We start from the raw sequence: 17,029 nt of genomic DNA, 5'->3' as shown, positions 1-17,029 counted from the left end.
GAGGCGAATCCTGACGAAATCTTGAATCGTGACCTGAAGACTGAGTTGAGAACACGTCCTGCGGCGCAGAGCGTGTATGACTTGAAGAGAATCGCACTTGATTTCATGGAGAAGCTCAAAGGTGCGCCACAGCGGGTTATCCGATACTTCAAGAGCCGGAGCATCGCTTATGCAGCTTGCGCCTCATGGTAATCTCTATTTAATTGCCGTGTTAATGGGCTCTCGGCAAACAAAGCAGATCACATGCAAAACGAGCAACATCGAACTTTAGCATTGCAAGCATTAAACGCTTACGAAACGAGAAGCCTGCCTGTCGAGACAATTTCTCTTTGTGATAACTCAATCGACCACTTCAAGGCATCATTTAAGGGGGGCCTTGTTTATGTTTTACGACTGGCTCCGTTTGCAATCGAAAAACACTCATCTATCGCTGCAATTCCGAATGCAAACGACCCTCTCAGGATTCTTTACATCGGGGGGCATTCCTCGGGCCGAGACAATGGGCGCTATAAAAAACTATTTCACGCCTGTAAGAATGCAGAGGAAATTTACAGAAAATTCGGCTTTGCAAAAAATGACACGAAGCATGGCCATCCAGTCGCAAACAAACTAACCACTAGCCTGCTGCAACTGGGTTTCTCCATCAAAGACTGCCTACTGGACATCCTGGATGGCTCTGGGAAATACGACGAGCTTGAATTTCTCATTGGCTATGAAGAAAAGTTTCATCATCTGCCTCCGTGGAATACGAAGCGAGATGGCGCCCTTGCCTTTGTGCCAAACCAAAAATAACCAAATATATTAATTTTTAATATCCAACACAGGCGAGTCATGCGCCATTCAAACGGCAGCCAATATTGCTCCAGCCTAGAGCGTGTTATGAACTTCCCCCCGGCCGTGGTGGGCCAGAGCTAGCCTGAAATCGTGACCCGAAAACCCTACCCGAGCGACATCAGCGAAGAAGAGTGGCATTTCGTGGCGCCGTACCTGACGCTGATGGATGTGAAACCGCCGCAGCGCCGGCACGACCTGCGCGAGGTGTTCAACGCGCTGAGCTGGCTGGCGCGGTGCCAGCGGCTGCAGGTCTCTCTGCTGGAGGCCTGATGTGCGCCGCGACGGGCGGGTTCTGGGGCGCCAGGGGGCCTTGTCACCTGACAGTCGCCCCCGTGGCGCGGGCTGTCAGGCTGCTGTCGTTGGCGATGTGAGAGCATGGGGCCCAAGCTGCAGGGCGTGATCTTCAGGAGTTTCCATGCTTGTTCAAAAACTACGGCTGCAGCGCGGATGGTCGCAGCAGCAACTGGCTGAGCTGAGCGGCTTGAGTGTGCGGACCATCCAGCGCATCGAGCGCGGCCAGGGCGCGAGCGTCGAGACCTTGAAGTCATTGGCATCGGTCTTTGAGATCGATTTCTCTGAGCTCAACAGCGAGGCACCCATGCTCCATCTGTCCAACGGCGTCAGCCCCAATCCGACCACCAGCACCGAGGCGCAGGAGTTGCTGGCCATGCAGCACGTCAGAAAACTGCGCAAGTTCTATGTGCACCTGATGCAGTATGTGCTGGTGATTTCTGGGTTGACGATGTTCAACTTGATTTCCACGCCCCACCGGTTGTGGTTTTTCTGGCCGGCTTTGGGCTGGGGCATCGGCATCGTCGCCCACGCCCTGTCCACGTTTGAACTGGTGCCGTTCTTCGGCGCCGAGTGGGAAAAGCGCCAGGTCGAAAAGCGTCTGGGGCGGCCGCTGTAGGCGGCGGCATGAAAAAGGCGACGCCTTGCCGCTCGGGCCGGGCGTCGCCTCGGACGAATCGTGTGCAAATTCGCGGGCGGGAGCCAGACGCTCAGCGCCCCATTTCCTTCAGATACTCCGCCCGCGCGGCCACGGCGGTGTCGGGGAAGTCGGTGAACAGGCCGTCCAGTCCGAGGCGGTAGAACTGCTTGTACTCGGCCAGCGGGTCGCCGTTGTAGTCGTAGGCCAGGCGGCGTTGTTCGTTGCGGAAGGTGTAGGCGTGCACGAACAGGCCGGCCTTGTGGGCGTCGGCGATCAGGGTGGTGGGGGTCTGGCTGCGGGCGTCGGCGTAGTTGACGACGCCGTCACCGTTGAGGTCCTTCAGGTTGCCGGCGCTGTCGAGGTCGCCCTTGACCGGCACGATGTAGGGCTTCCACGGGCCGATGCCGTCGGCGTAGGTCTTGATCTCGGCCAGGCCGGCGGCCGTCACCATGGCGGCGAAGGTGCGGGTGTCACCGGCCTGGGTCCACTCGTAGGGGCGATCGTAGGGGGCGGCGTAGGTCAGCTTGCCGGTCTTCAGGTCGTAGTCGTCGGCGTCGATCAGCTGGATCAGGCGCACGTTCAGGCCCTTGCTGCGCAGGTACTTCAGGCTGCTTGGCTCGAAGCTCTGCACGTAGACCGGCGCGGTCCGGCTGTTCCAGCCGGCGGCCGTCAGCTGGGTGATCAGCGTGTCCTCCAGCGGCAGGCCGAGGTCGCGGTGGAAGGTGGGGTTCTTGGTCTCGGGGTAGATCGCCACCGTGCGGCTGCCGGTGCTGCGCGACTTGGCCAGGTTGATGATTTCCTGCAGCGTGGGGATCTTGTAGAGGCCGTCGTAGGTCTTGGGGCGGGTGGCGTCGGTGGTGATGATGGCGCCCAGCTCCTTGATCTCGGCGAGCGTGAAGTCGCTGGCGAACCAGCCGGTTTCGCTCGCGCCGTCGACCAGAACGGTCTTCTTGCGGCTGGCGAACTTGGCGATGGATTCGACGTTGGTGCTGTAGATCAGGTTGGGGTCGTGGCGGGCGATCAGCACGCCATCCTTGGTCATCACCAGATCGGGCTCGATCACGTCGGCGCCTTGGTTGATGGCCAGGGTGTAGGCCTCCAGCGTGTGCTCGGGCAGGTAGCCGGAGGCGCCACGGTGGCCGACGACCTGCGGCGGCTGGCCGTCCAGCGTCGCCAGCGCCGGCGTGGCCGGGCCGTCGTCGTCACTGCTGCCACAGGCGCTCAGGCCCAGCGCGGCCAGGGCGCAGGCGGCGGCCAGCGCACCGTGGCGCAGGGTCGACGGGAAAGACTGGTTCACCAACATGAGATCTCCTCTTCACACGAGAGGGTCGAGCATGTTCGCGAGGCGCGACAGCACCATGTCGGCGCGGTGTCGGTGGCATGACCACACCGGCCTCCCGGTTTTCTACAATGGGCAGCGTGAACGCACCCATCCTCAACATCTCCACCTACAAGTTCGTCGGCCTGCCCGATGTGCAGCACCTGCGCCTGCCCCTGCTGGGCAATGCACGCGCCTGCCACCTCAAGGGCACGCTGCTGCTGGCCGAGGAGGGCATCAACCTCTTCATGGCCGGGCCGGAAGCGGGCGTGCGCGAGTTCGTGCGCTACCTGCGGTGCGATGCACGCTTCGCCGACCTGGCGCCCAAGGAGAGCTGGAGCGAGGCCGTGCCCTTCCGCCACCTGAAGGTCAAGGTCAAGCGCGAGATCATCCGCATGAACTGCCCGGACATCCGTCCGGTGGCGGGCCGGGCGCCCAGCGTGGCACCGGCGACGCTGGCTCGCTGGCTGAGCCAGGGCCATGACGACGAGGGCCGCCCGGTGGTGACGCTCGACACCCGCAACGACTTCGAGGTCGATGCGGGCAGCTTTGCCGACACGATCGACTGGCGCCTGAAGAAGTTCAGCGAGTTCCCCGCGGCGCTGCTGGCGCACCGCGAGGCCCTGCGCGACAAGACGGTGGTGAGCTTCTGCACCGGCGGCATCCGCTGCGAGAAGGCGGCGATCTTCATGCGCGACGCCGGGCTGGAGCATGTCTACCAGCTCGAGGGCGGCATCCTCAAGTACTTCGAGGAAACCGACGGTGCGCCGGGCTGGCAGGGCGGCTGCTTCGTGTTCGACGAGCGCGAGACGCTGGGCGCGGCCCTGGCGCCGCTGGTGCGCGCACCGCAGGCCGGGGGTCCGGCTCCGCTCGACGGCGACGCCCGCTGACGTCGACGCCCGGCCACGGGGCCGGGCCGGGGTTCAGACCTGCTCGTTGAGCATGGCCACCACCTCGGAGTGGAACTCGCGCTGGTAGAGCACCCAGATCACGCTGGCGGTGCCCAGCACCATCGCCAGCGGCGACAGGAACCACAGCACCGCGGCGAAGCTGAAGTAGACCGCGCGCAGCCCGTCGTTGAAGGTCTCGGCGGCCAGCCCCATGACCCGGCCCGACCGGTCGGCATAACGGCGACGGTATTCGGCATCGGTGACGGTCTCGAAGGACTTGGGCGAGGGCGCCGCGCCGATCAGCAGCGCGCCGAAGCTGTACTGCCGCATCGACCAGGTGAAGCGGAAGAAGGCGTGCACGAAGATGCCCGTCAGCACCAGCAGCTTCAGGTCGAGCACCAGCGTGGAGGTGCGCGCCGCGAAGGGCAGCTCCTGCACCAGCTCGGAGGCCTTGTCGGTCGCGCCGATGGCCGCCATCAGGCCGCCGATGATGAAGATGGTGGTCGAGGCGAAGAAGCTCGGGCTGCTGGCCATGCTCTGCGCGACCGCGCCGTCGACGATGCGGTTCTCGCGGTAGGTGGTCTGCAGCATCCACTCCTTGCGGATGCGGTTGGTGCTGGCCAGCACCGAGGGCCGGCGCTGGGCGCGGGCCTTGGCGAAGTGCACATAGCCGACCCAGCCGGCAAAGAACGCGCCGAGCGCCAGCCAGTCGGCCAGCGGCAGCACCTTGATCATACGCAGCAGGAATTCCATGGCCGGCACTGTAGCGCCATGCCGGGCGCACCGGTCTGCGGTCATCACGGACCTGCCCGGCCCGTCCGATCCGACGGCCCGAGGCGGGCGGCCGGATCGGGGGCGGGCCCCGTTCAGCTCAGGCGGGCGGCGGTCTCGGCGACCCGCTGGCCGAACGCGCGCGCGGTGGCCAGGTCGCCCGGGACCATCTCGTCGGTGCCGGCGTCCGACGGCGTGGCGGTCATCAGGCCGGCGGACATGCCCAGGTTGTTCAGGTCGTCGCGGGTCGAGGCCTTGGTGTTGGCGGGCATCATGCCGGCGCCCACCCACAGCATGCCGTGCTGCATCGCCAGCGTGGTCAGGTAGGACAGGGTGGTGTGCTTGTCGCCGTACAGCGAGGCGGAGTTGGTGAAGCCCGCGGCCAGCTTGTTCTTCCAGCCCTGCGTGAACCAGGCCTTGGACGACGCGTCGGCGAACTTCTTGAACTGCCAGCTGACGTTGCCCATGTAGGTGGGCGAGCCCATCACGATGGCGTCGGCGGCGGCCAGCAGCTCCCAGCCACCTTCGGGCAGGTTGCCTTCGGCATCGATGGCCAGCAGCGTGCCGCTGCTGCCTTCGGCCACGGCCTTGGCGATCTGGGCCGTGTGGCCGTAGCCGCTGTGGTAGACGATGACGATGTTCTTGCTCATGGTGTTTCCTTCGGGTCGTTCAGGGGAAGAATCAAGGGGGAGGGCTGGGGCGGGGGCCGTGCAGGCCGGCCGCTCAGGCCATCAGGTCGAAGACCAGGACTTCGGCGTCCTGGCCCTGCTCGAGGGTCAGCCGGGATTCGGCGTCGATCGCCAGCGCGTCGCCGGCCTTCATGGCCAGGCCGTTGGCGACCAGCCGGCCGCGGGCCAGCTGCACATAGGCCTTGCGGGCGGGGTCGAGGGCCAGCTCGGCCCGCTCGGCGCCGTCGAAGCAGCCGGCCCACAGGCGCACGTCGGCGTTGAGCTGCAGCACGGCGTCGGCGTCGGCGGCCTGCGTGCCGTCGACGGGCGCGCCGATCAGGCGCAGCCGGCCGCGCTTGTCGGCGGCGTCGACCAGGCGCTGGTCGTAGCTGGGCGGCAGGCCGCGGCGCGAGGGCAGCAGCCAGATCTGCAGCAGGTGCACCGGCACGTCGGCGTGGTTGACCTCGCTGTGCTGCACGCCGGTGCCCGCGCTCATGCGCTGGACCTCGCCGACACGGATCGCCGCGCCGTTGCCCAGGCTGTCGCGGTGGGTCAGCTCGCCCGACAGCACGTAGGTGACGATCTCCATGTCGCGGTGGCCATGGGTGCCGAAGCCCTTGTGCGCGGCGACGAAGTCCTCGTTGATGACCCGCAGGTTGCCCCAGCCCATGCGGGCGGGGTCGTGGTAGTCGGCGAACGAGAAGCTGTGGAAGCTCTCGAGCCAGCCGTGGCGGGCGTGGCCCCGTTCGGCGGATGTGCGCAGCGTTTGCATGGAATGCTCCTGAGGCGCCCATGATGCGCGCCGGGGTGCGGCTGGCCGCTGCGTGGCACTGATGGCATCATTCAATCGGTTTGAATTCCTGATCCCCATCCCGAGAGGGGCCGCCCATGACCCAACGCCGCCACGCCCTGACGCCCGAAGCGCTCGAGATGATGGACACCATCGCCCGCACCGGCAGCTTCGCCGCGGCCGCCCGCGAGCTGGGCAAGGTGCCCTCGGCGCTGACCTACAACGTGCGCCAGCTCGAGGAGGCGCTCGACGCGCTGCTGTTCGACCGCAGCTCGCGCCAGGCCCAGCTCACGGCCGCCGGGCAGGAGCTGCTCAGCGAGGGCCGTCGCCTGTTGCAGCAGATGGATGCGGTGGCCAATCGGGTGCAGCGGGTGGCCACCGGCTGGGAGACCAGCCTGGCGATCGCGGTCGACACCATCATCGCGCCGTCGGCCCTCTACGACCTGATCGAGGCGTTCTACGGCCTGGAGACCGCCACCGGCGGGCCGCCGCCGACCCGCCTGCGGGTGCAGCACGAGGTGCTGACCGGCACCTGGGAGGCGCTGCTGACCGGCCAGGTCGACCTGGCCATCGGCGTCATCCCGACCTCGGCCGCCCAGCAGGAGGTGCGCTGCGAGCCGCTGGGCGTGCTCGACATGGTGATGGCCGTCGCGCCCCACCATCCGCTGGCCCACGAGCCCGAGCCGGTGCCCGCCAGCGTCGTCGCCCGCCACCGCATCGCCGCCATCGCCGACACCGCGCAGCGCATGGAGCGCCGCACCTTCGGCGTGCAGCCGGGGCAGGACGTGCTGACGCTGCCCTCGCTGGTGGCCAAGCTCGAGGCGCAGATCCGCGGCCTGGCCTGCGGCCGCCTGCCCGAGACGCTGGTGCGCCGCCATGTCGAGGCCGGCCGGCTGGTGCTGCGGCAGCTCGAGGAGCCGGTCCCGCCGATCGACCTGCACTACGCCTGGCGCCGCTCCGCCGCCCCGCCGGGCAGCGCGCTGGCCTGGTGGCTGCAGCAGCTGGCCAGCCCGACCACCCGCCGCGCGCTGCTCGAGCAGCACACCGGCCTGATGTTCTGACAGCGGCCGGAGCGACTGCATGACGACAGGCTACGTCGGCCGTTTTGCGCCGTCGCCGACCGGGCCGCTGCATGCGGGATCGGTGGTGGCGGCGCTGGCCTCCTGGCTCGATGCCCGGGCCCATGGCGGGCGCTGGCTGGTGCGCATCGAGGACGTGGACGGGCCGCGCTGCCCGCCGGGCACCGACCGGCTGATCCTCGCCCAGCTCGAGGCGCTGGGCCTGGTGCCCGACGAGCCGCCCTGGTGGCAGTCGCGCCGCGGCGCCGCCTACGCCGTCGCGCTGGAGCGCCTGCTGCAGGCCGGCCTGGCCTATGGCTGCGCCTGCACGCGGGCGCAGATCGCCGCCGCGCAGGCCGCGACCGGACCGGGCCGGATGCGCCATGGTGAACTGGTGTATCCGGGCACCTGCCGGCCGGACCGTGGCGGCCTGCAGGGCCGGGTGGCCCGGGCCGTGCGCCTGTGCTCGACCGACCCCGCGGGCCGGCCGGTGTGGATCGACTGGCAGGATCGGCGCCTCGGCGCGATGCGCCAGAACCTGACCGGCACGGTCGGGGACTTCGTGCTGCGCCGGGCCGACGGCCTGTGGGCCTACCAGCTCGCGGTGGTGGTCGACGATGCCGAGCAGGGCATCACCGACATCGTGCGGGGCGAGGACCTGGCCGACAACACGCCGCGCCAGCGCTGGCTGCAGCAGGCGCTGGGCCTGCCCGCGCCCCGCTGCCTGCACACGCCGCTGGTGCTGGGCGCCGACGGCGAGAAGCTGTCCAAGCAGAACGGCGCGGCCGCGGCGGCGGTGCACGATCCGGTGGCCACGCTGCAGCAGGCCTGCGCCGGGCTCGGCCTGAGCGATCCGGCCCTGGCCGGGGCCGGATCGAGGGCCGACCTGCTGGACCGGGCGGTGCACGCCTGGTCGCTGCGCTGGGGGCCTGCGGCCGGCCGGCCGTCATCTGCGGGGGGTCCGGATGCGGGCCCGGTGCCGACGGTGGCATGATCGCGGCCTTGCGCCGTCCGGAGCGAGCCGCCCGATCCCCCGGGTGATGGCCCGGCGGCGATGTTGTCACCCCCACAAGAGGAAGACCTCCATGCCCACCATCACCACCGAATCCGGTCTGCAGTATGAAGACACGGTGACGGGTTCCGGCGAAACCGCCGTGGCCGGTCGCGAAGTCAGCGTGCACTACACCGGCTGGCTGCACGACCCGGCACAGCCCAACGGCCGTGGCCGCAAGTTCGACTCCAGCAAGGACCGTGGCCAGCCCTTCCGCTTCCCGCTCGGCGCCGGCATGGTGATCCGCGGCTGGGACGAGGGTGTGCAGGGCATGCAGGTCGGCGGCACCCGCGTGCTGACCATCCCGGCGCAGCTGGGCTACGGCGCCCGTGGCGCCGGTGGCGTGATCCCGCCGAACGCCATGCTGGTGTTCGAGGTCGACTTCCTGGGCTACTGAGCCAGCGCCTTGCCATGGGCCAGGGTGACCGGTCCCGGTCACCCGCCCCGCTTCAGGCCTGTTCCAGCCGGTCGTGCAGCGCGACGAACTCCAGCGTCAGCTTGTGCCTGGGGTCGAGGTGGATCATCGGGCGCGCCAGCTCGTGCGACTCCTTGATCTTGACCGAGGCGCTCAGGTAGGGCTGGAGCACCGGCAGGCCTTCGGCGATCAGCTCGGCCACCACCTTCTGCGGCAGGCTCGCGCGTGGCTGGAACTGGTTGACCACGATGCCCTCGACCTCCAGGCCGGGGTTGTGGTCGGCCCGGATCTCCTGCACGTTCTCCATCAGGCTGTAGAGCGCCCGGCGCGAGAAGTCGTCGCAGTCGAACGGGATCAGGCAGCGCTGCGCGGCGATCAGCGCCGAGCGGGTGTAGAAGTTCAGCGCCGGCGGCGTGTCGATGTAGATGCGGTCGTAGTGCGCGGCCAGCTGGTCCAGCCCGTCACGCAGCTTGTAGATCTTGTAGCGCGACTCGAGCTTGCCGTGCAGCTCGTCGAGCTTCGGGCTGGAGGGCATGATGTGCAGGTGCTCGAACGGCGTCTCGTAGAGGTAGTCGCCCACCCCGCGGGCGTCGAAGCTGAACTTCAGCGTCTCCTCGAAGTAGTCGGCCAGCGTCACCTCGAGCTGGTCGGCGCTGTCGCCCATCAGGTAGCGCGTCGAGTTGCCTTGCGGATCGAGGTCGAGCACGAGCGTGCGCAGGCCCTGGTGGGCGCTGATGGCGGCCAGGTTGCTGGTGATGGTGGACTTGCCCACGCCACCCTTCTGGTTGAACACGACTCGACGCATGCTGGAACACCCCTGACTGCACGGCGCACCGCCGTGGCGCGCCTTGTGGAAGTGTCATTGTGCCTGCGCTCGCTGACGCCGCTGTTGCACTGCAGCATCGATCAGGACGGCTCGCGCTGCGGGTGCAGCCGGTCGCGCTGCCACAGGCCCGGGAACAGCCGCGTCCAGGCCAGCGTCACCGCCAGCACGCCCACGCCCCCCAGCAGCACCGAGCCGACCGGGCCCATCAGCGCGGCGGTGGTGCCGGACTCGAATTCGCCGAGCTGGTTGCTCGCGCCGATGAAGATCGAGTTCACCGCGCTGACGCGCCCGCGCATCTCGTCGGGCGTCTCGAGCTGCACCAGGGTCTGGCGGATCACGACGCTGACCATGTCCGCGGCCCCCGACACCAGCAGCGCGACCATCGACAGCCACAGCGAGGTCGACAGCGCGAACACCAGCATGCACAGGCCGAACACGCCGACGGCCGACAGCATCCAGTGGCCGACCCGGCGCTCGAGCGGGCGCCGCGCCAGCCAGGCCGACATCAGCAGCGCCCCGACGGCCGGGGCCGCCCGCAGCAGGCCCAGGCCCCACGGGCCGGTGTGCAGGATGTCCTTGGCGAAGATGGGCAGCAGCGCGGTCGCGCCGCCCAGCAGCACCGCGAACAGGTCCAGCGAGATCGCGCCCAGCATCACCGGCTGGCCGCGCAGGAAGTGCACGCCGTCGAACACGGTGCGCCAGCTGCGCGCCTGGGCGGCGGCCGGGGCCTCGTGGCGGATGCCGGCGGCCAGCGCGCAGCCCAGCAGCAGCAGCGCGGCGCACAGCAGGTAGACCACGTCGGCCCCGGCCACGTAGAGCAGCCCGCCGATGGCCGGCCCGCCGATGATGGCCAGCTGCATGCCGCTGGAGCTCAGCGCGACCGCCCGCGGCAGCAGGCCCATCGGCACCAGCAGCGCCGGCAGCGCCTGGCTGGCGGGCATCTGGAAGGCCTTGGCCACGCCCAGGCCGATGGAGACCAGCAGGATCAGCTCGCGGCTGGCCCAGCCGCCGTGGCTGGCCCAGGTCAGGCCGGCGGCGGCCAGCGCCTGCAGCGCGGTGGCGCCCAGCATGACGCGGGCGCGGTGGTAGCGGTCGGCCACGTGGCCGGCGGGCAGCGTCAGCAGCAGCGCGGGCAGGAACTGCGCGAGTCCGACCAGGCCGAGGTCCCAGGCGCTGCTGGTGAGGTCGTACATCTGCCAGCCCAGCGCGACCATCATCATCTGGCCGGCGAGCTGGCTGCTCAGCCGGGTCAGCCAGAAATAGACGTAGGAGCGGTGGCCCAGCAGGGCGCGGAAAGAATCGGGATCGGACATGGGGCGGGCGGCAGTCGTCGGACATCCGAGCATAGCGGCGTGGCGGCGGTCGCGCTGGCGCCGCGCCGGGTGGCCCGCCCGGGCCTCAGACGGCGATGCCCACCGTGAGCGTCGCGGTGTAGCCGTCGCTGACGTTGCCACTGACCGTCGTCATCTCCAGCGTCACGCCGTCGCTGAAGACGTTGTCGGTGGCGAAGCTGATGCTGTTGAAGTTGCTCAGGCTGCTGCCGTAGCCGGTGGCCGTGCCGTAGACGGTCGTGCAGTCGCCGGTCGGGAAGGCCAGCTGCGAAGTCCGGATCTTGTTGCCGTAGCCGGTGGCCGTGGCCAGGCTGGGGTAGACCTCGAAGTGCATGTGCGGCACGCGACCCGAATAACAGCCGGGGAAGATGGTCTGGAAGCTGACCTGGCCGGCGCTGTCGGTGGCCTGCACGCCGCGCAGGTAGTTCTGCGCCGTCACGCCCGAGGAGTACATCGAGTAGTTGCCGCCGCGGTCGCAGTGCCAGAGGTAGATCGCGTAGCCGCCCAGCGCCGCGCAGCCGCCGTTGGTGTTCACCAGCGTGAGGGTCACCGTCATCGGCACGCCCGCGGCGGTGCCCGAGGCGCTGCCGAAGCTCGAGCGGATGTCGCTGCGCACGATGCCGCTGAGCGCCAGCGCGTTGGCCACGCTGCCGTTGACGCTGTTGGAGCCGTCGCCCGGGTAGGGCCCGGCGGTCTCCTCGGGCATGACGCTGCACGACGACGTGCCGCTCGACGAGGTCGTGCTGCCGCTGCTGGTGGTGGTGCTCGAGCTGCCGGACGTGCTCGAGCCCGACAGCGCCAGGCCGGCATCGGCCCCGCCGCCACCGCAGCCCCCGGCCAGCAGGCCGAAGGCGCCGAGCCCGCCCAGCGCCCCGGCGCCGCCCAGCAGGCGCAGCGCCTGGCGGCGGCGTTCCAGCTCGACCAGGCGTCGCAGGTCGTGGTTCAGGCCGTGATCGTGATCGTGGTCGTGGGCAGGCATGGCAGCTCCTCAGCGGTGGCTGACGGATCAGCCGGGGGTCGGGCGCTGCATGTTCCCCCGCGAGTTTTGCTGTTGCGTGAACGGCGGCACCTGCTCACGCGGGCCGTCGCCGTTCAGGAGCGGAACAGCCGGGAGTACTGCTGCTCGTGGCGGGCCGACAGGATGGCCAGCATCGGGCTGTGGGCCTGGCGGGCGCTGTCGGGCAGGGCCATCGTGTGCTCGACCGCCGGCGGGATCTCCTGCACCAGCCGCGCGAGCATGCGCTGGCCGGCGCTCTGGCCCAGCGGCACGGCCTTGATGGCCGCCTGCACCATGTTCTCGGCCCAGCCGAAGGCGTGGGTCAGCAGCGCCTCGCGCAGCGGCGCGCCGCTGCGCTGCACGGCCAGCGCCCAGGCGACCGGCCAGCTCGGTGCGGGTTTGAGCGTGGCGAGCGTGGCCACGCGCTCGTCGGCCGACTCGCCCTGCTCGAGGCGCTGGCGCTCCAGCGTGCGCAGCCACTCCAGCAGCGAGCGGCCCATCTGCTCGGTCTGCTGGCGCAGCTCCTGGCTTTCGCGGGTCAGGCGCACCCAGTCGTTGAGCTCGTGCAGGCGGGCGGTGTCGTGGCGGGCCCAGGCGGCGTGGGCCTGGGCGACCACCGCCAGATCGGCGCGCGCCAGGCTCAGGTGCAGCTGGTCGACCAGCCAGGCGAGGGCATCGGCCTCGCCCTGCACCCGGCCGGTGTCGATGGCCGCTTCCAGCCCTTCGGAGTAGCTGAAGCCGCCCACCGGCAGCGCCGGGGAGGCGAGCCAGAGCAGCTGGAGGAGGGCCTGCGGCGAGGTGCTCGGGGCCGGGGGCAGGACTCGGGGCATGCGGGGCTCGGGCCGTCGGTTCAGTGGTCGTGGCCGCAGCCCGGGCCGTGCACATGCGGTGCCGGCGCGGCGGTCACGGCGATGCCCAGCGGCTTGCCACGCGAGGCGGGGGCCGCCGGGGCGTGGGCATGGCCATGCTGGCAGTCCGGCCCGTGCACATGGACCGGCTCGTGGGCGTGGCCATGGGCATGCCCATGGTCGTGGTCGGCCTGGTGTGCGTGCCCGTGATCGTGGCCGGCATGGGCATGACCGTGGCCGCCTGCCGCGTAGGCGCCACCTTCGGGTTCGAAGGCCACCTGCTCCTCGCTGACGATCAGGTGCATCTGGCGCAGCATGTCGGCCAGCACGTGGTCGGGTTCGAGCTGGATGCGGTCGGGGCGCAGCTCCAGCGGCACGTGGCGGTTGCCCAGGTGGTAGGCCGCCCGCAGCAGGTCGAAGGCGCTGCCGTGTTCGCTGCAGTGGCGCACCACCAGCACCGGCTGGGCTGCGGCGACCACCTGGATCAGGCTGCCGTCCTCGGCGACCAGCACGTCGCCGCCGCGCACCAGCGTGCCCCGCGGCAGGAAGACGCCGATCGTGCGGCCGCTGCTGTCGGTGGCGTCGAAGCGGCTTTTCTGGCGCACGTCCCAGTCGAGTTCGACGCGGGCGGCCCGCTTGAGCAGCACGGCGGCCAGGCCCTGGCCACGGGGAATGAGCTTGTTGACGGTGAGCATGGGTCGTCGGCGGAGCCGCGGCAGATGAGTCAGGCCGGATTGTGACCCGGCCCGGCGGCCCCGTGGGGTCCGCTCAGATCAGCACCGGCACGTCCGGCAGCTCGTTGACGTCCAGGCTGCCGGGCTCGCGCGGGAAATAGGCCCGCAGCAGCGCATCGACGGCCGCGATCGCGGCCTCCATGCCCTCCTCGTGGCGCGCGGCGGCGAAGGACTCGCTCATGCGCTCGGTGATGGCCGCCCACTCGTCGGTGCCCACGTGCCGCATCAGCCCCCGGTCGGCGACGATCTCGATCGCCCGGTCGGCCAGCAGCAGGTAGATCAGCACGCCGTTGTTGTGCTCCGTGTCCCACACGCCCAGCTCGCCGAACAGCGTCACCGCCCGCTCGCGTGGCGTGGTGTCGCGCCACAGGTCGGCCAGCGGCAGGCCGGCCTCGATGCACAGGCGGATCTCGCCGGAGTGGCCGGTCTCGCTGGTGTGCACCGCATACTGCAGCCGGTCCAGCGCGCGCGAGCTCAGCACCCGGCGGGCGTCCTGCGGATCGGACCACTGGTGCCGCAGCAGGCGCTTCAGGCGCTGCCACCGGCTCGGCCGGGTCGGCAGCGCCGGCGGCTCGGCCGTCTGCGTCTCCACGGCATCCACCGCGGCCCCGGCCTGGGTTTCGTCGATCGTCACCATCACCATCCTCCCGAGGCGCCGCCGCCGCCAAAGTTGCCGCCGCCGCCCGAGCTGAAACCGCCCGACGATCCTCCGCCACCACCGCCCCAGCCCCCGCGGCCGCTCCAGCCGCCGCCCGGACCCACCACCAGCGGGCCGCTGCGGCGTCCGACGCCGCCGCCCGACGAGCCGCCAAACAGCACCGCCAGCAGCCCGATCAGGCCGACGACGGCGCTGATCGGCAGGCTGTGGCTGATCACCCAGGCGATCGCGCCGACCAGGCCGGCCGTGCCCAGCGCGCCGAGCCAGCGGCCCAGCAGCGCGCGCAGCACCTTGGCGATCACCAGCGCGCCCATCAGCGCGACGATGCCCACGCTGGTCCAGTCGAACTCGCCGTCCCCGGCGGACCGGCCCGCGGCCGCGCCGCTGGCCGGGGTCTCCAGCCCTTCGGCGGCGATGCGCTCGCGCAGGCGGGCCACGGCGCGGGTCAGGCCGGCGGCGTATTCGCCTCGTCCGAAGGCCGGGCCGATCTCCTGGTCGATGATGCGCCGGGCCGCCAGGTCGGGGATCGCGCCTTCCAGCGTCTTGGCCACCTCGATGCGCAGCTTGCGGTCCTGCGTGGCCACCACCAGCAGCAGGCCGTCGCCGACGGCCGCGCGGCCGACCTTCCACTGGTCGCCCACCCGCTGCGCGTAGGCGGCGATGTCCTCGGGCTGCGTGGTCGGCAGGATCAGGATGACCAGCTGGCTGCCCAGGTCCTTCTCGAGCTGGGTCAGCTGGGCCTCGATCTGCTCACGTTCGGTCGGGCTGAGCAGCTGGCTCTGGTCGAGCAGGTGGCCGGTGAGTTCGGGCACCGGCAGCACCGTCTGGGCGGTGGCCGGTCCGGTGGCGAGCAGGCCGGTCAGCGCCAGCCAGCTGCTCAGCAGCAGCCGGGCCAGCCAGCGTCCGGGCCGCGGCACGGCGGCCGCGAGGGGGGCAAGGGCAGTCATCGTCAGGGGGGCGTGCAGGGCGGGGGATCAGCGCGAGGCCGGCTTGTCGAAGCTCACGCTGGGCGGGCTGGAGATCTGGGCCTCGTTCTGCACCGTGAAGCTGGGCTTGACGTGGTAGCTGAAGGCCATCGCCGTCAGGTTGCTCGGGAAGCTGCGCGCCAGCACGTTGTACTCCTGCACCGTCGCGATGTAGCGGTTGCGCGCCACGGTGATGCGGTTCTCGGTGCCCTCGAGCTGCACCCGCAGGTCCTGGAAGGCCTGGTTGGCCTTCAGGTTGGGGTAGTTCTCGCTGACGACCAGCAGGCGGCTCAGCGCGCCCTGCAGTTCGCTCTGCGCGGCCTGGAATTTCTGGAAGGCCTCGGGGTCGTTGATCAGCTCCGGCGTGGCCTGGATGCCGGTGGCGCGGGCCCGCGCCTCGATCACCCGGGTCAGCGTGTCCTGCTCGAAGCCGGCTTCACCCTTGACGGTGGCCACCAGGTTGGGGATCAGGTCGGCCCGGCGCTGGTACTGGTTGAGCACCTCGGCCCAGCCGGCCTTGGTCTGCTCGTCCAGGCGCTGGAAGTCGTTGTAGCCGCAGCCGCTCAGGCTGGCGGCGAGCATCAGGCTGGCCGCGGCCAGCAGAACACGTCGGATCATGGTCTGGAATTCCTGTGGGTGGAGTGGATGCGGGGCGCACACCACTTCGCCCCAGGGCGTGAGATGTACCACGGAATCGGGCCCGAACCGCTCGCCGGACGGGCTCGCGCGCACCCGGGTCGGCGCATTGTCGTGTCCGGCCCACCGTCGGCCCGGCGGGCCGGACACGTCCGTGCAGGCGTGCGGCCGCGCGTTATGCTGCTCCGCATGGACCTCGACACCCTTGAACTCCAGTCCGGCGAGGCCCCCGTGGCCAGCCTGATCGTGCTGCACGGCCTGGGCGCCGACGGCAGCGACTTCGTGCCGATCGCGCGTGAGCTCGACCTGTCGCCGGTGGGCCCGATGCGCTTCGTCTTCCCGCATGCGCCGGTGCGCGCCGTCACCCGCAACGCCGGCATGCGCATGCGGGCCTGGTACGACCTCTACGGCCCGGACCTCGCCGGCCGCGAGGACGAGGCTGGGCTGCGCGCCTCGCGGGCCGGCGTGCAGGCGCTGATCGACCGCGAGATCGAGCGGGGCATCGCCCCCGGGCGCATCGTGCTGATGGGCTTTTCCCAGGGCTGCGCCATGGCCCTGCTGGCCGGCCTGCGCACGCCTGGGCCCCTGGCGGGGCTGGCCTGCCTGTCGGGCTACCTGCCGCTGGCCTCGACCACCGCGGCCGAGCGCAGCGCCGCCAGCCGCGACGTGCCGGTCTTCATGGGCCATGGCCGCTTCGACCCCGTCGTGCTGCCCGCGCGTGGCGAGGCCGCCCGCGACACGCTGCGGGCGCTGGGCCACCGGGTCGAGTGGCACGACTACCCGATCGAACATTCGGTCTGCCAGGAGGAGATCGACGACCTCGAGGCCTGGCTGCTGAAGGTGCTGGTGCCTGCGGCGGGCTGAACCCGCCGCGGTGGCCGGTCACGGCGCCACGCTCAAGGCACCAGGATGAGCAGCCAGTTGACCAGCATGCGGGCATCGGCCTCGCTGATCACCGCCGCGTTGGGCGGCATCGCGCTGGCGCCGGTCTTGCCGGTCCAGTGCCGCGCGCGCGGGTTCGAGCCGGTCATGACGATGCCCGTCAGCCGGTCCGAGGCCCCGGGGTCGTCGCGGTACTTGATGGCGATGTCGCGCCAGGCGGGCGCGATCGGCGGCAGCCCGTCGGCGCGCCGTGCGGCCGGCAGCACGCCGTGGCAGGCCATGCAGCCGCTGTCGGTGGCCAGCTGCAGCAGGTAGGCGTCGTTTTCGGCCGGGTTGGCGCGGGCGGGGGTGGCGGCGATGGACAGCGCCGCGAGGGCGAACGACAGGAAACGCATGACGGCTCTCAGGATGGGACCGCCCGCAGCC

20 protein-coding genes and 2 pseudogenes are annotated in these 17,029 nt (G+C 70.1%); 9 read left to right on the top strand and 13 right to left on the bottom strand.

From position 1 onward, the window contains the following. The 4 genes and pseudogenes from C7444_RS20425 to C7444_RS18100 form a co-directional block, all read left to right on the top strand. Positions 1 to 192, top strand: a pseudogene (locus tag C7444_RS20425) (hypothetical protein); the annotation flags it as partial. A 51-nt stretch (positions 193 to 243) separates the two neighbouring features. Next, the gene (locus tag C7444_RS20075) at positions 244 to 792 is read left to right on the top strand and encodes a hypothetical protein (RefSeq protein WP_146219438.1); all 549 of its coding nucleotides are present in this window, start codon (positions 244 to 246) and stop codon (positions 790 to 792) included. A 132-nt stretch (positions 793 to 924) separates the two neighbouring features. Continuing rightward, positions 925 to 1,068, top strand: a pseudogene (locus tag C7444_RS18105) (transposase); the annotation flags it as partial. A gap of 181 nt (positions 1,069 to 1,249) precedes the next feature. Beyond that, on the top strand, positions 1,250 to 1,744 hold the full coding sequence (locus tag C7444_RS18100) for a 2TM domain-containing protein (RefSeq protein WP_110402259.1): 495 nt from the start codon (positions 1,250 to 1,252) through the stop codon (positions 1,742 to 1,744). A gap of 91 nt (positions 1,745 to 1,835) precedes the next feature. On the opposite strand, the gene C7444_RS18095 is transcribed toward C7444_RS18100, so the two are convergent. After that, on the bottom strand, positions 1,836 to 3,068 hold the full coding sequence (locus C7444_RS18095) for a glycerophosphodiester phosphodiesterase (RefSeq protein ID WP_110402258.1): 1,233 nt from the start codon (positions 3,066 to 3,068) through the stop codon (positions 1,836 to 1,838). A 107-nt stretch (positions 3,069 to 3,175) separates the two neighbouring features. Here C7444_RS18095 and C7444_RS18090 point away from each other — a divergent pair, with 107 nt between their 5' ends. Next, complete coding sequence (locus C7444_RS18090; RefSeq protein WP_110402257.1) at positions 3,176 to 3,973, top strand: sulfurtransferase; 798 nt, start codon at positions 3,176 to 3,178, stop codon at positions 3,971 to 3,973. A gap of 33 nt (positions 3,974 to 4,006) precedes the next feature. Here C7444_RS18090 and C7444_RS18085 read toward each other — a convergent pair whose 3' ends face one another. From C7444_RS18085 to C7444_RS18075, 3 genes are all read right to left on the bottom strand, one after another. Further along, complete coding sequence (locus C7444_RS18085; protein ID WP_110402256.1) at positions 4,007 to 4,726, bottom strand: DUF599 domain-containing protein; 720 nt, start codon at positions 4,724 to 4,726, stop codon at positions 4,007 to 4,009. 113 nt (positions 4,727 to 4,839) lie between these two features. After that, a complete protein-coding gene (locus C7444_RS18080) occupies positions 4,840 to 5,394 on the bottom strand; it encodes a flavodoxin family protein (protein ID WP_110402255.1) in 555 nt (184 codons plus the stop codon). 73 nt (positions 5,395 to 5,467) lie between these two features. Beyond that, on the bottom strand, positions 5,468 to 6,184 hold the full coding sequence (locus C7444_RS18075) for a pirin family protein (RefSeq protein ID WP_110402254.1): 717 nt from the start codon (positions 6,182 to 6,184) through the stop codon (positions 5,468 to 5,470). A 116-nt stretch (positions 6,185 to 6,300) separates the two neighbouring features. Between C7444_RS18075 and C7444_RS18070 the strand changes: the two genes are divergently transcribed. The 3 genes from C7444_RS18070 (at position 6,301) to C7444_RS18060 (ending at position 8,708) form a co-directional block, all read left to right on the top strand. Next, complete coding sequence (locus C7444_RS18070) at positions 6,301 to 7,263, top strand: LysR family transcriptional regulator (protein WP_110402253.1); 963 nt, start codon at positions 6,301 to 6,303, stop codon at positions 7,261 to 7,263. Between the two features lie 19 nt (positions 7,264 to 7,282). Then, positions 7,283 to 8,254, top strand: a complete 972-nt coding sequence (gluQRS, locus tag C7444_RS18065; protein ID WP_110402252.1) for a tRNA glutamyl-Q(34) synthetase GluQRS — start codon at positions 7,283 to 7,285, stop codon at positions 8,252 to 8,254. Between the two features lie 91 nt (positions 8,255 to 8,345). Next, positions 8,346 to 8,708 (top strand): FKBP-type peptidyl-prolyl cis-trans isomerase, encoded by a 363-nt coding sequence (locus C7444_RS18060; RefSeq protein WP_110402251.1) that lies wholly within the window; start codon positions 8,346 to 8,348, stop codon positions 8,706 to 8,708. 52 nt (positions 8,709 to 8,760) lie between these two features. Here the strand turns inward: C7444_RS18060 and C7444_RS18055 are convergent, their stop codons facing one another. The 8 genes from C7444_RS18055 to C7444_RS18020 form a co-directional block, all read right to left on the bottom strand. Next, complete coding sequence (locus C7444_RS18055; protein ID WP_110402250.1) at positions 8,761 to 9,531, bottom strand: ParA family protein; 771 nt, start codon at positions 9,529 to 9,531, stop codon at positions 8,761 to 8,763. 101 nt (positions 9,532 to 9,632) lie between these two features. Then, on the bottom strand, positions 9,633 to 10,865 hold the full coding sequence (locus tag C7444_RS18050; protein WP_110402249.1) for an MFS transporter: 1,233 nt from the start codon (positions 10,863 to 10,865) through the stop codon (positions 9,633 to 9,635). A gap of 85 nt (positions 10,866 to 10,950) precedes the next feature. Continuing rightward, complete coding sequence (locus C7444_RS18045; protein WP_110402248.1) at positions 10,951 to 11,862, bottom strand: dioxygenase family protein; 912 nt, start codon at positions 11,860 to 11,862, stop codon at positions 10,951 to 10,953. Positions 11,863 to 11,975: 113 nt separating this feature from the next. Beyond that, on the bottom strand, positions 11,976 to 12,710 hold the full coding sequence (locus tag C7444_RS18040; RefSeq protein WP_110402247.1) for an urease accessory protein UreF: 735 nt from the start codon (positions 12,708 to 12,710) through the stop codon (positions 11,976 to 11,978). Positions 12,711 to 12,730: 20 nt separating this feature from the next. Continuing rightward, positions 12,731 to 13,423 carry an urease accessory protein UreE gene (gene ureE / locus C7444_RS18035; RefSeq protein ID WP_110402246.1) on the bottom strand — a complete coding sequence of 231 codons (693 nt, stop codon included), beginning with the start codon at positions 13,421 to 13,423 and terminating at the stop codon, positions 12,731 to 12,733. 73 nt (positions 13,424 to 13,496) lie between these two features. After that, a complete protein-coding gene (locus C7444_RS18030; RefSeq protein WP_310732635.1) occupies positions 13,497 to 14,096 on the bottom strand; it encodes a TPM domain-containing protein in 600 nt (199 codons plus the stop codon). Positions 14,097 to 14,098: 2 nt separating this feature from the next. After that, on the bottom strand, positions 14,099 to 15,067 hold the full coding sequence (locus C7444_RS18025) for a TPM domain-containing protein (protein ID WP_110402244.1): 969 nt from the start codon (positions 15,065 to 15,067) through the stop codon (positions 14,099 to 14,101). A 27-nt stretch (positions 15,068 to 15,094) separates the two neighbouring features. Beyond that, positions 15,095 to 15,703, bottom strand: coding sequence for a LemA family protein (locus C7444_RS18020; protein ID WP_211317598.1), 609 nt, complete (start codon positions 15,701 to 15,703; stop codon positions 15,095 to 15,097). Between the two features lie 207 nt (positions 15,704 to 15,910). Between C7444_RS18020 and C7444_RS18015 the strand changes: the two genes are divergently transcribed. Then, the gene (locus tag C7444_RS18015; RefSeq protein WP_110402265.1) at positions 15,911 to 16,585 is read left to right on the top strand and encodes an alpha/beta hydrolase; all 675 of its coding nucleotides are present in this window, start codon (positions 15,911 to 15,913) and stop codon (positions 16,583 to 16,585) included. Between the two features lie 32 nt (positions 16,586 to 16,617). On the opposite strand, the gene C7444_RS18010 is transcribed toward C7444_RS18015, so the two are convergent. Then, the gene (locus C7444_RS18010) at positions 16,618 to 16,998 is read right to left on the bottom strand and encodes a c-type cytochrome (protein WP_110402243.1); all 381 of its coding nucleotides are present in this window, start codon (positions 16,996 to 16,998) and stop codon (positions 16,618 to 16,620) included. Positions 16,999 to 17,029 lie beyond the last annotated feature (31 nt).

The organism is Sphaerotilus hippei (assembly GCF_003201595.1).
GTDB lineage: Bacteria > Pseudomonadota > Gammaproteobacteria > Burkholderiales > Burkholderiaceae_C > Sphaerotilus > Sphaerotilus hippei.
This window is presented reverse-complemented; position numbering and strand designations above follow the sequence as displayed.

Excerpts from the sequence above, each read along its gene's own strand:
- C7444_RS18020 (WP_211317598.1), bottom strand. The coding sequence starts at position 15,703 with ATGATCCGACGTGTTCTGCTGGCCGCGGCCAGCCTGATGCTCGCCGCC.
- C7444_RS18070 (WP_110402253.1), top strand. The coding sequence starts at position 6,301 with ATGACCCAACGCCGCCACGCCCTGACGCCCGAAGCGCTCGAGATGATG.
- ureE (WP_110402246.1), bottom strand. The coding sequence starts at position 13,423 with ATGCTCACCGTCAACAAGCTCATTCCCCGTGGCCAGGGCCTGGCCGCC.
- C7444_RS18040 (WP_110402247.1), bottom strand. The coding sequence starts at position 12,710 with ATGCCCCGAGTCCTGCCCCCGGCCCCGAGCACCTCGCCGCAGGCCCTC.
- C7444_RS18010 (WP_110402243.1), bottom strand. The coding sequence starts at position 16,998 with ATGCGTTTCCTGTCGTTCGCCCTCGCGGCGCTGTCCATCGCCGCCACC.
- C7444_RS18085 (WP_110402256.1), bottom strand. The coding sequence starts at position 4,726 with ATGGAATTCCTGCTGCGTATGATCAAGGTGCTGCCGCTGGCCGACTGG.
- C7444_RS20075 (WP_146219438.1), top strand. The coding sequence starts at position 244 with ATGCAAAACGAGCAACATCGAACTTTAGCATTGCAAGCATTAAACGCT.
- C7444_RS18025 (WP_110402244.1), bottom strand. The coding sequence starts at position 15,067 with ATGACTGCCCTTGCCCCCCTCGCGGCCGCCGTGCCGCGGCCCGGACGC.
- C7444_RS18095 (WP_110402258.1), bottom strand. The coding sequence starts at position 3,068 with ATGTTGGTGAACCAGTCTTTCCCGTCGACCCTGCGCCACGGTGCGCTG.
- C7444_RS18060 (WP_110402251.1), top strand. The coding sequence starts at position 8,346 with ATGCCCACCATCACCACCGAATCCGGTCTGCAGTATGAAGACACGGTG.
- C7444_RS18055 (WP_110402250.1), bottom strand. The coding sequence starts at position 9,531 with ATGCGTCGAGTCGTGTTCAACCAGAAGGGTGGCGTGGGCAAGTCCACC.
- C7444_RS18100 (WP_110402259.1), top strand. The coding sequence starts at position 1,250 with ATGCTTGTTCAAAAACTACGGCTGCAGCGCGGATGGTCGCAGCAGCAA.
- C7444_RS18045 (WP_110402248.1), bottom strand. The coding sequence starts at position 11,862 with ATGCCTGCCCACGACCACGATCACGATCACGGCCTGAACCACGACCTG.
- C7444_RS18075 (WP_110402254.1), bottom strand. The coding sequence starts at position 6,184 with ATGCAAACGCTGCGCACATCCGCCGAACGGGGCCACGCCCGCCACGGC.
- C7444_RS18015 (WP_110402265.1), top strand. The coding sequence starts at position 15,911 with ATGGACCTCGACACCCTTGAACTCCAGTCCGGCGAGGCCCCCGTGGCC.
- C7444_RS18090 (WP_110402257.1), top strand. The coding sequence starts at position 3,176 with ATGGGCAGCGTGAACGCACCCATCCTCAACATCTCCACCTACAAGTTC.
- C7444_RS18050 (WP_110402249.1), bottom strand. The coding sequence starts at position 10,865 with ATGTCCGATCCCGATTCTTTCCGCGCCCTGCTGGGCCACCGCTCCTAC.
- C7444_RS18080 (WP_110402255.1), bottom strand. The coding sequence starts at position 5,394 with ATGAGCAAGAACATCGTCATCGTCTACCACAGCGGCTACGGCCACACG.
- gluQRS (WP_110402252.1), top strand. The coding sequence starts at position 7,283 with ATGACGACAGGCTACGTCGGCCGTTTTGCGCCGTCGCCGACCGGGCCG.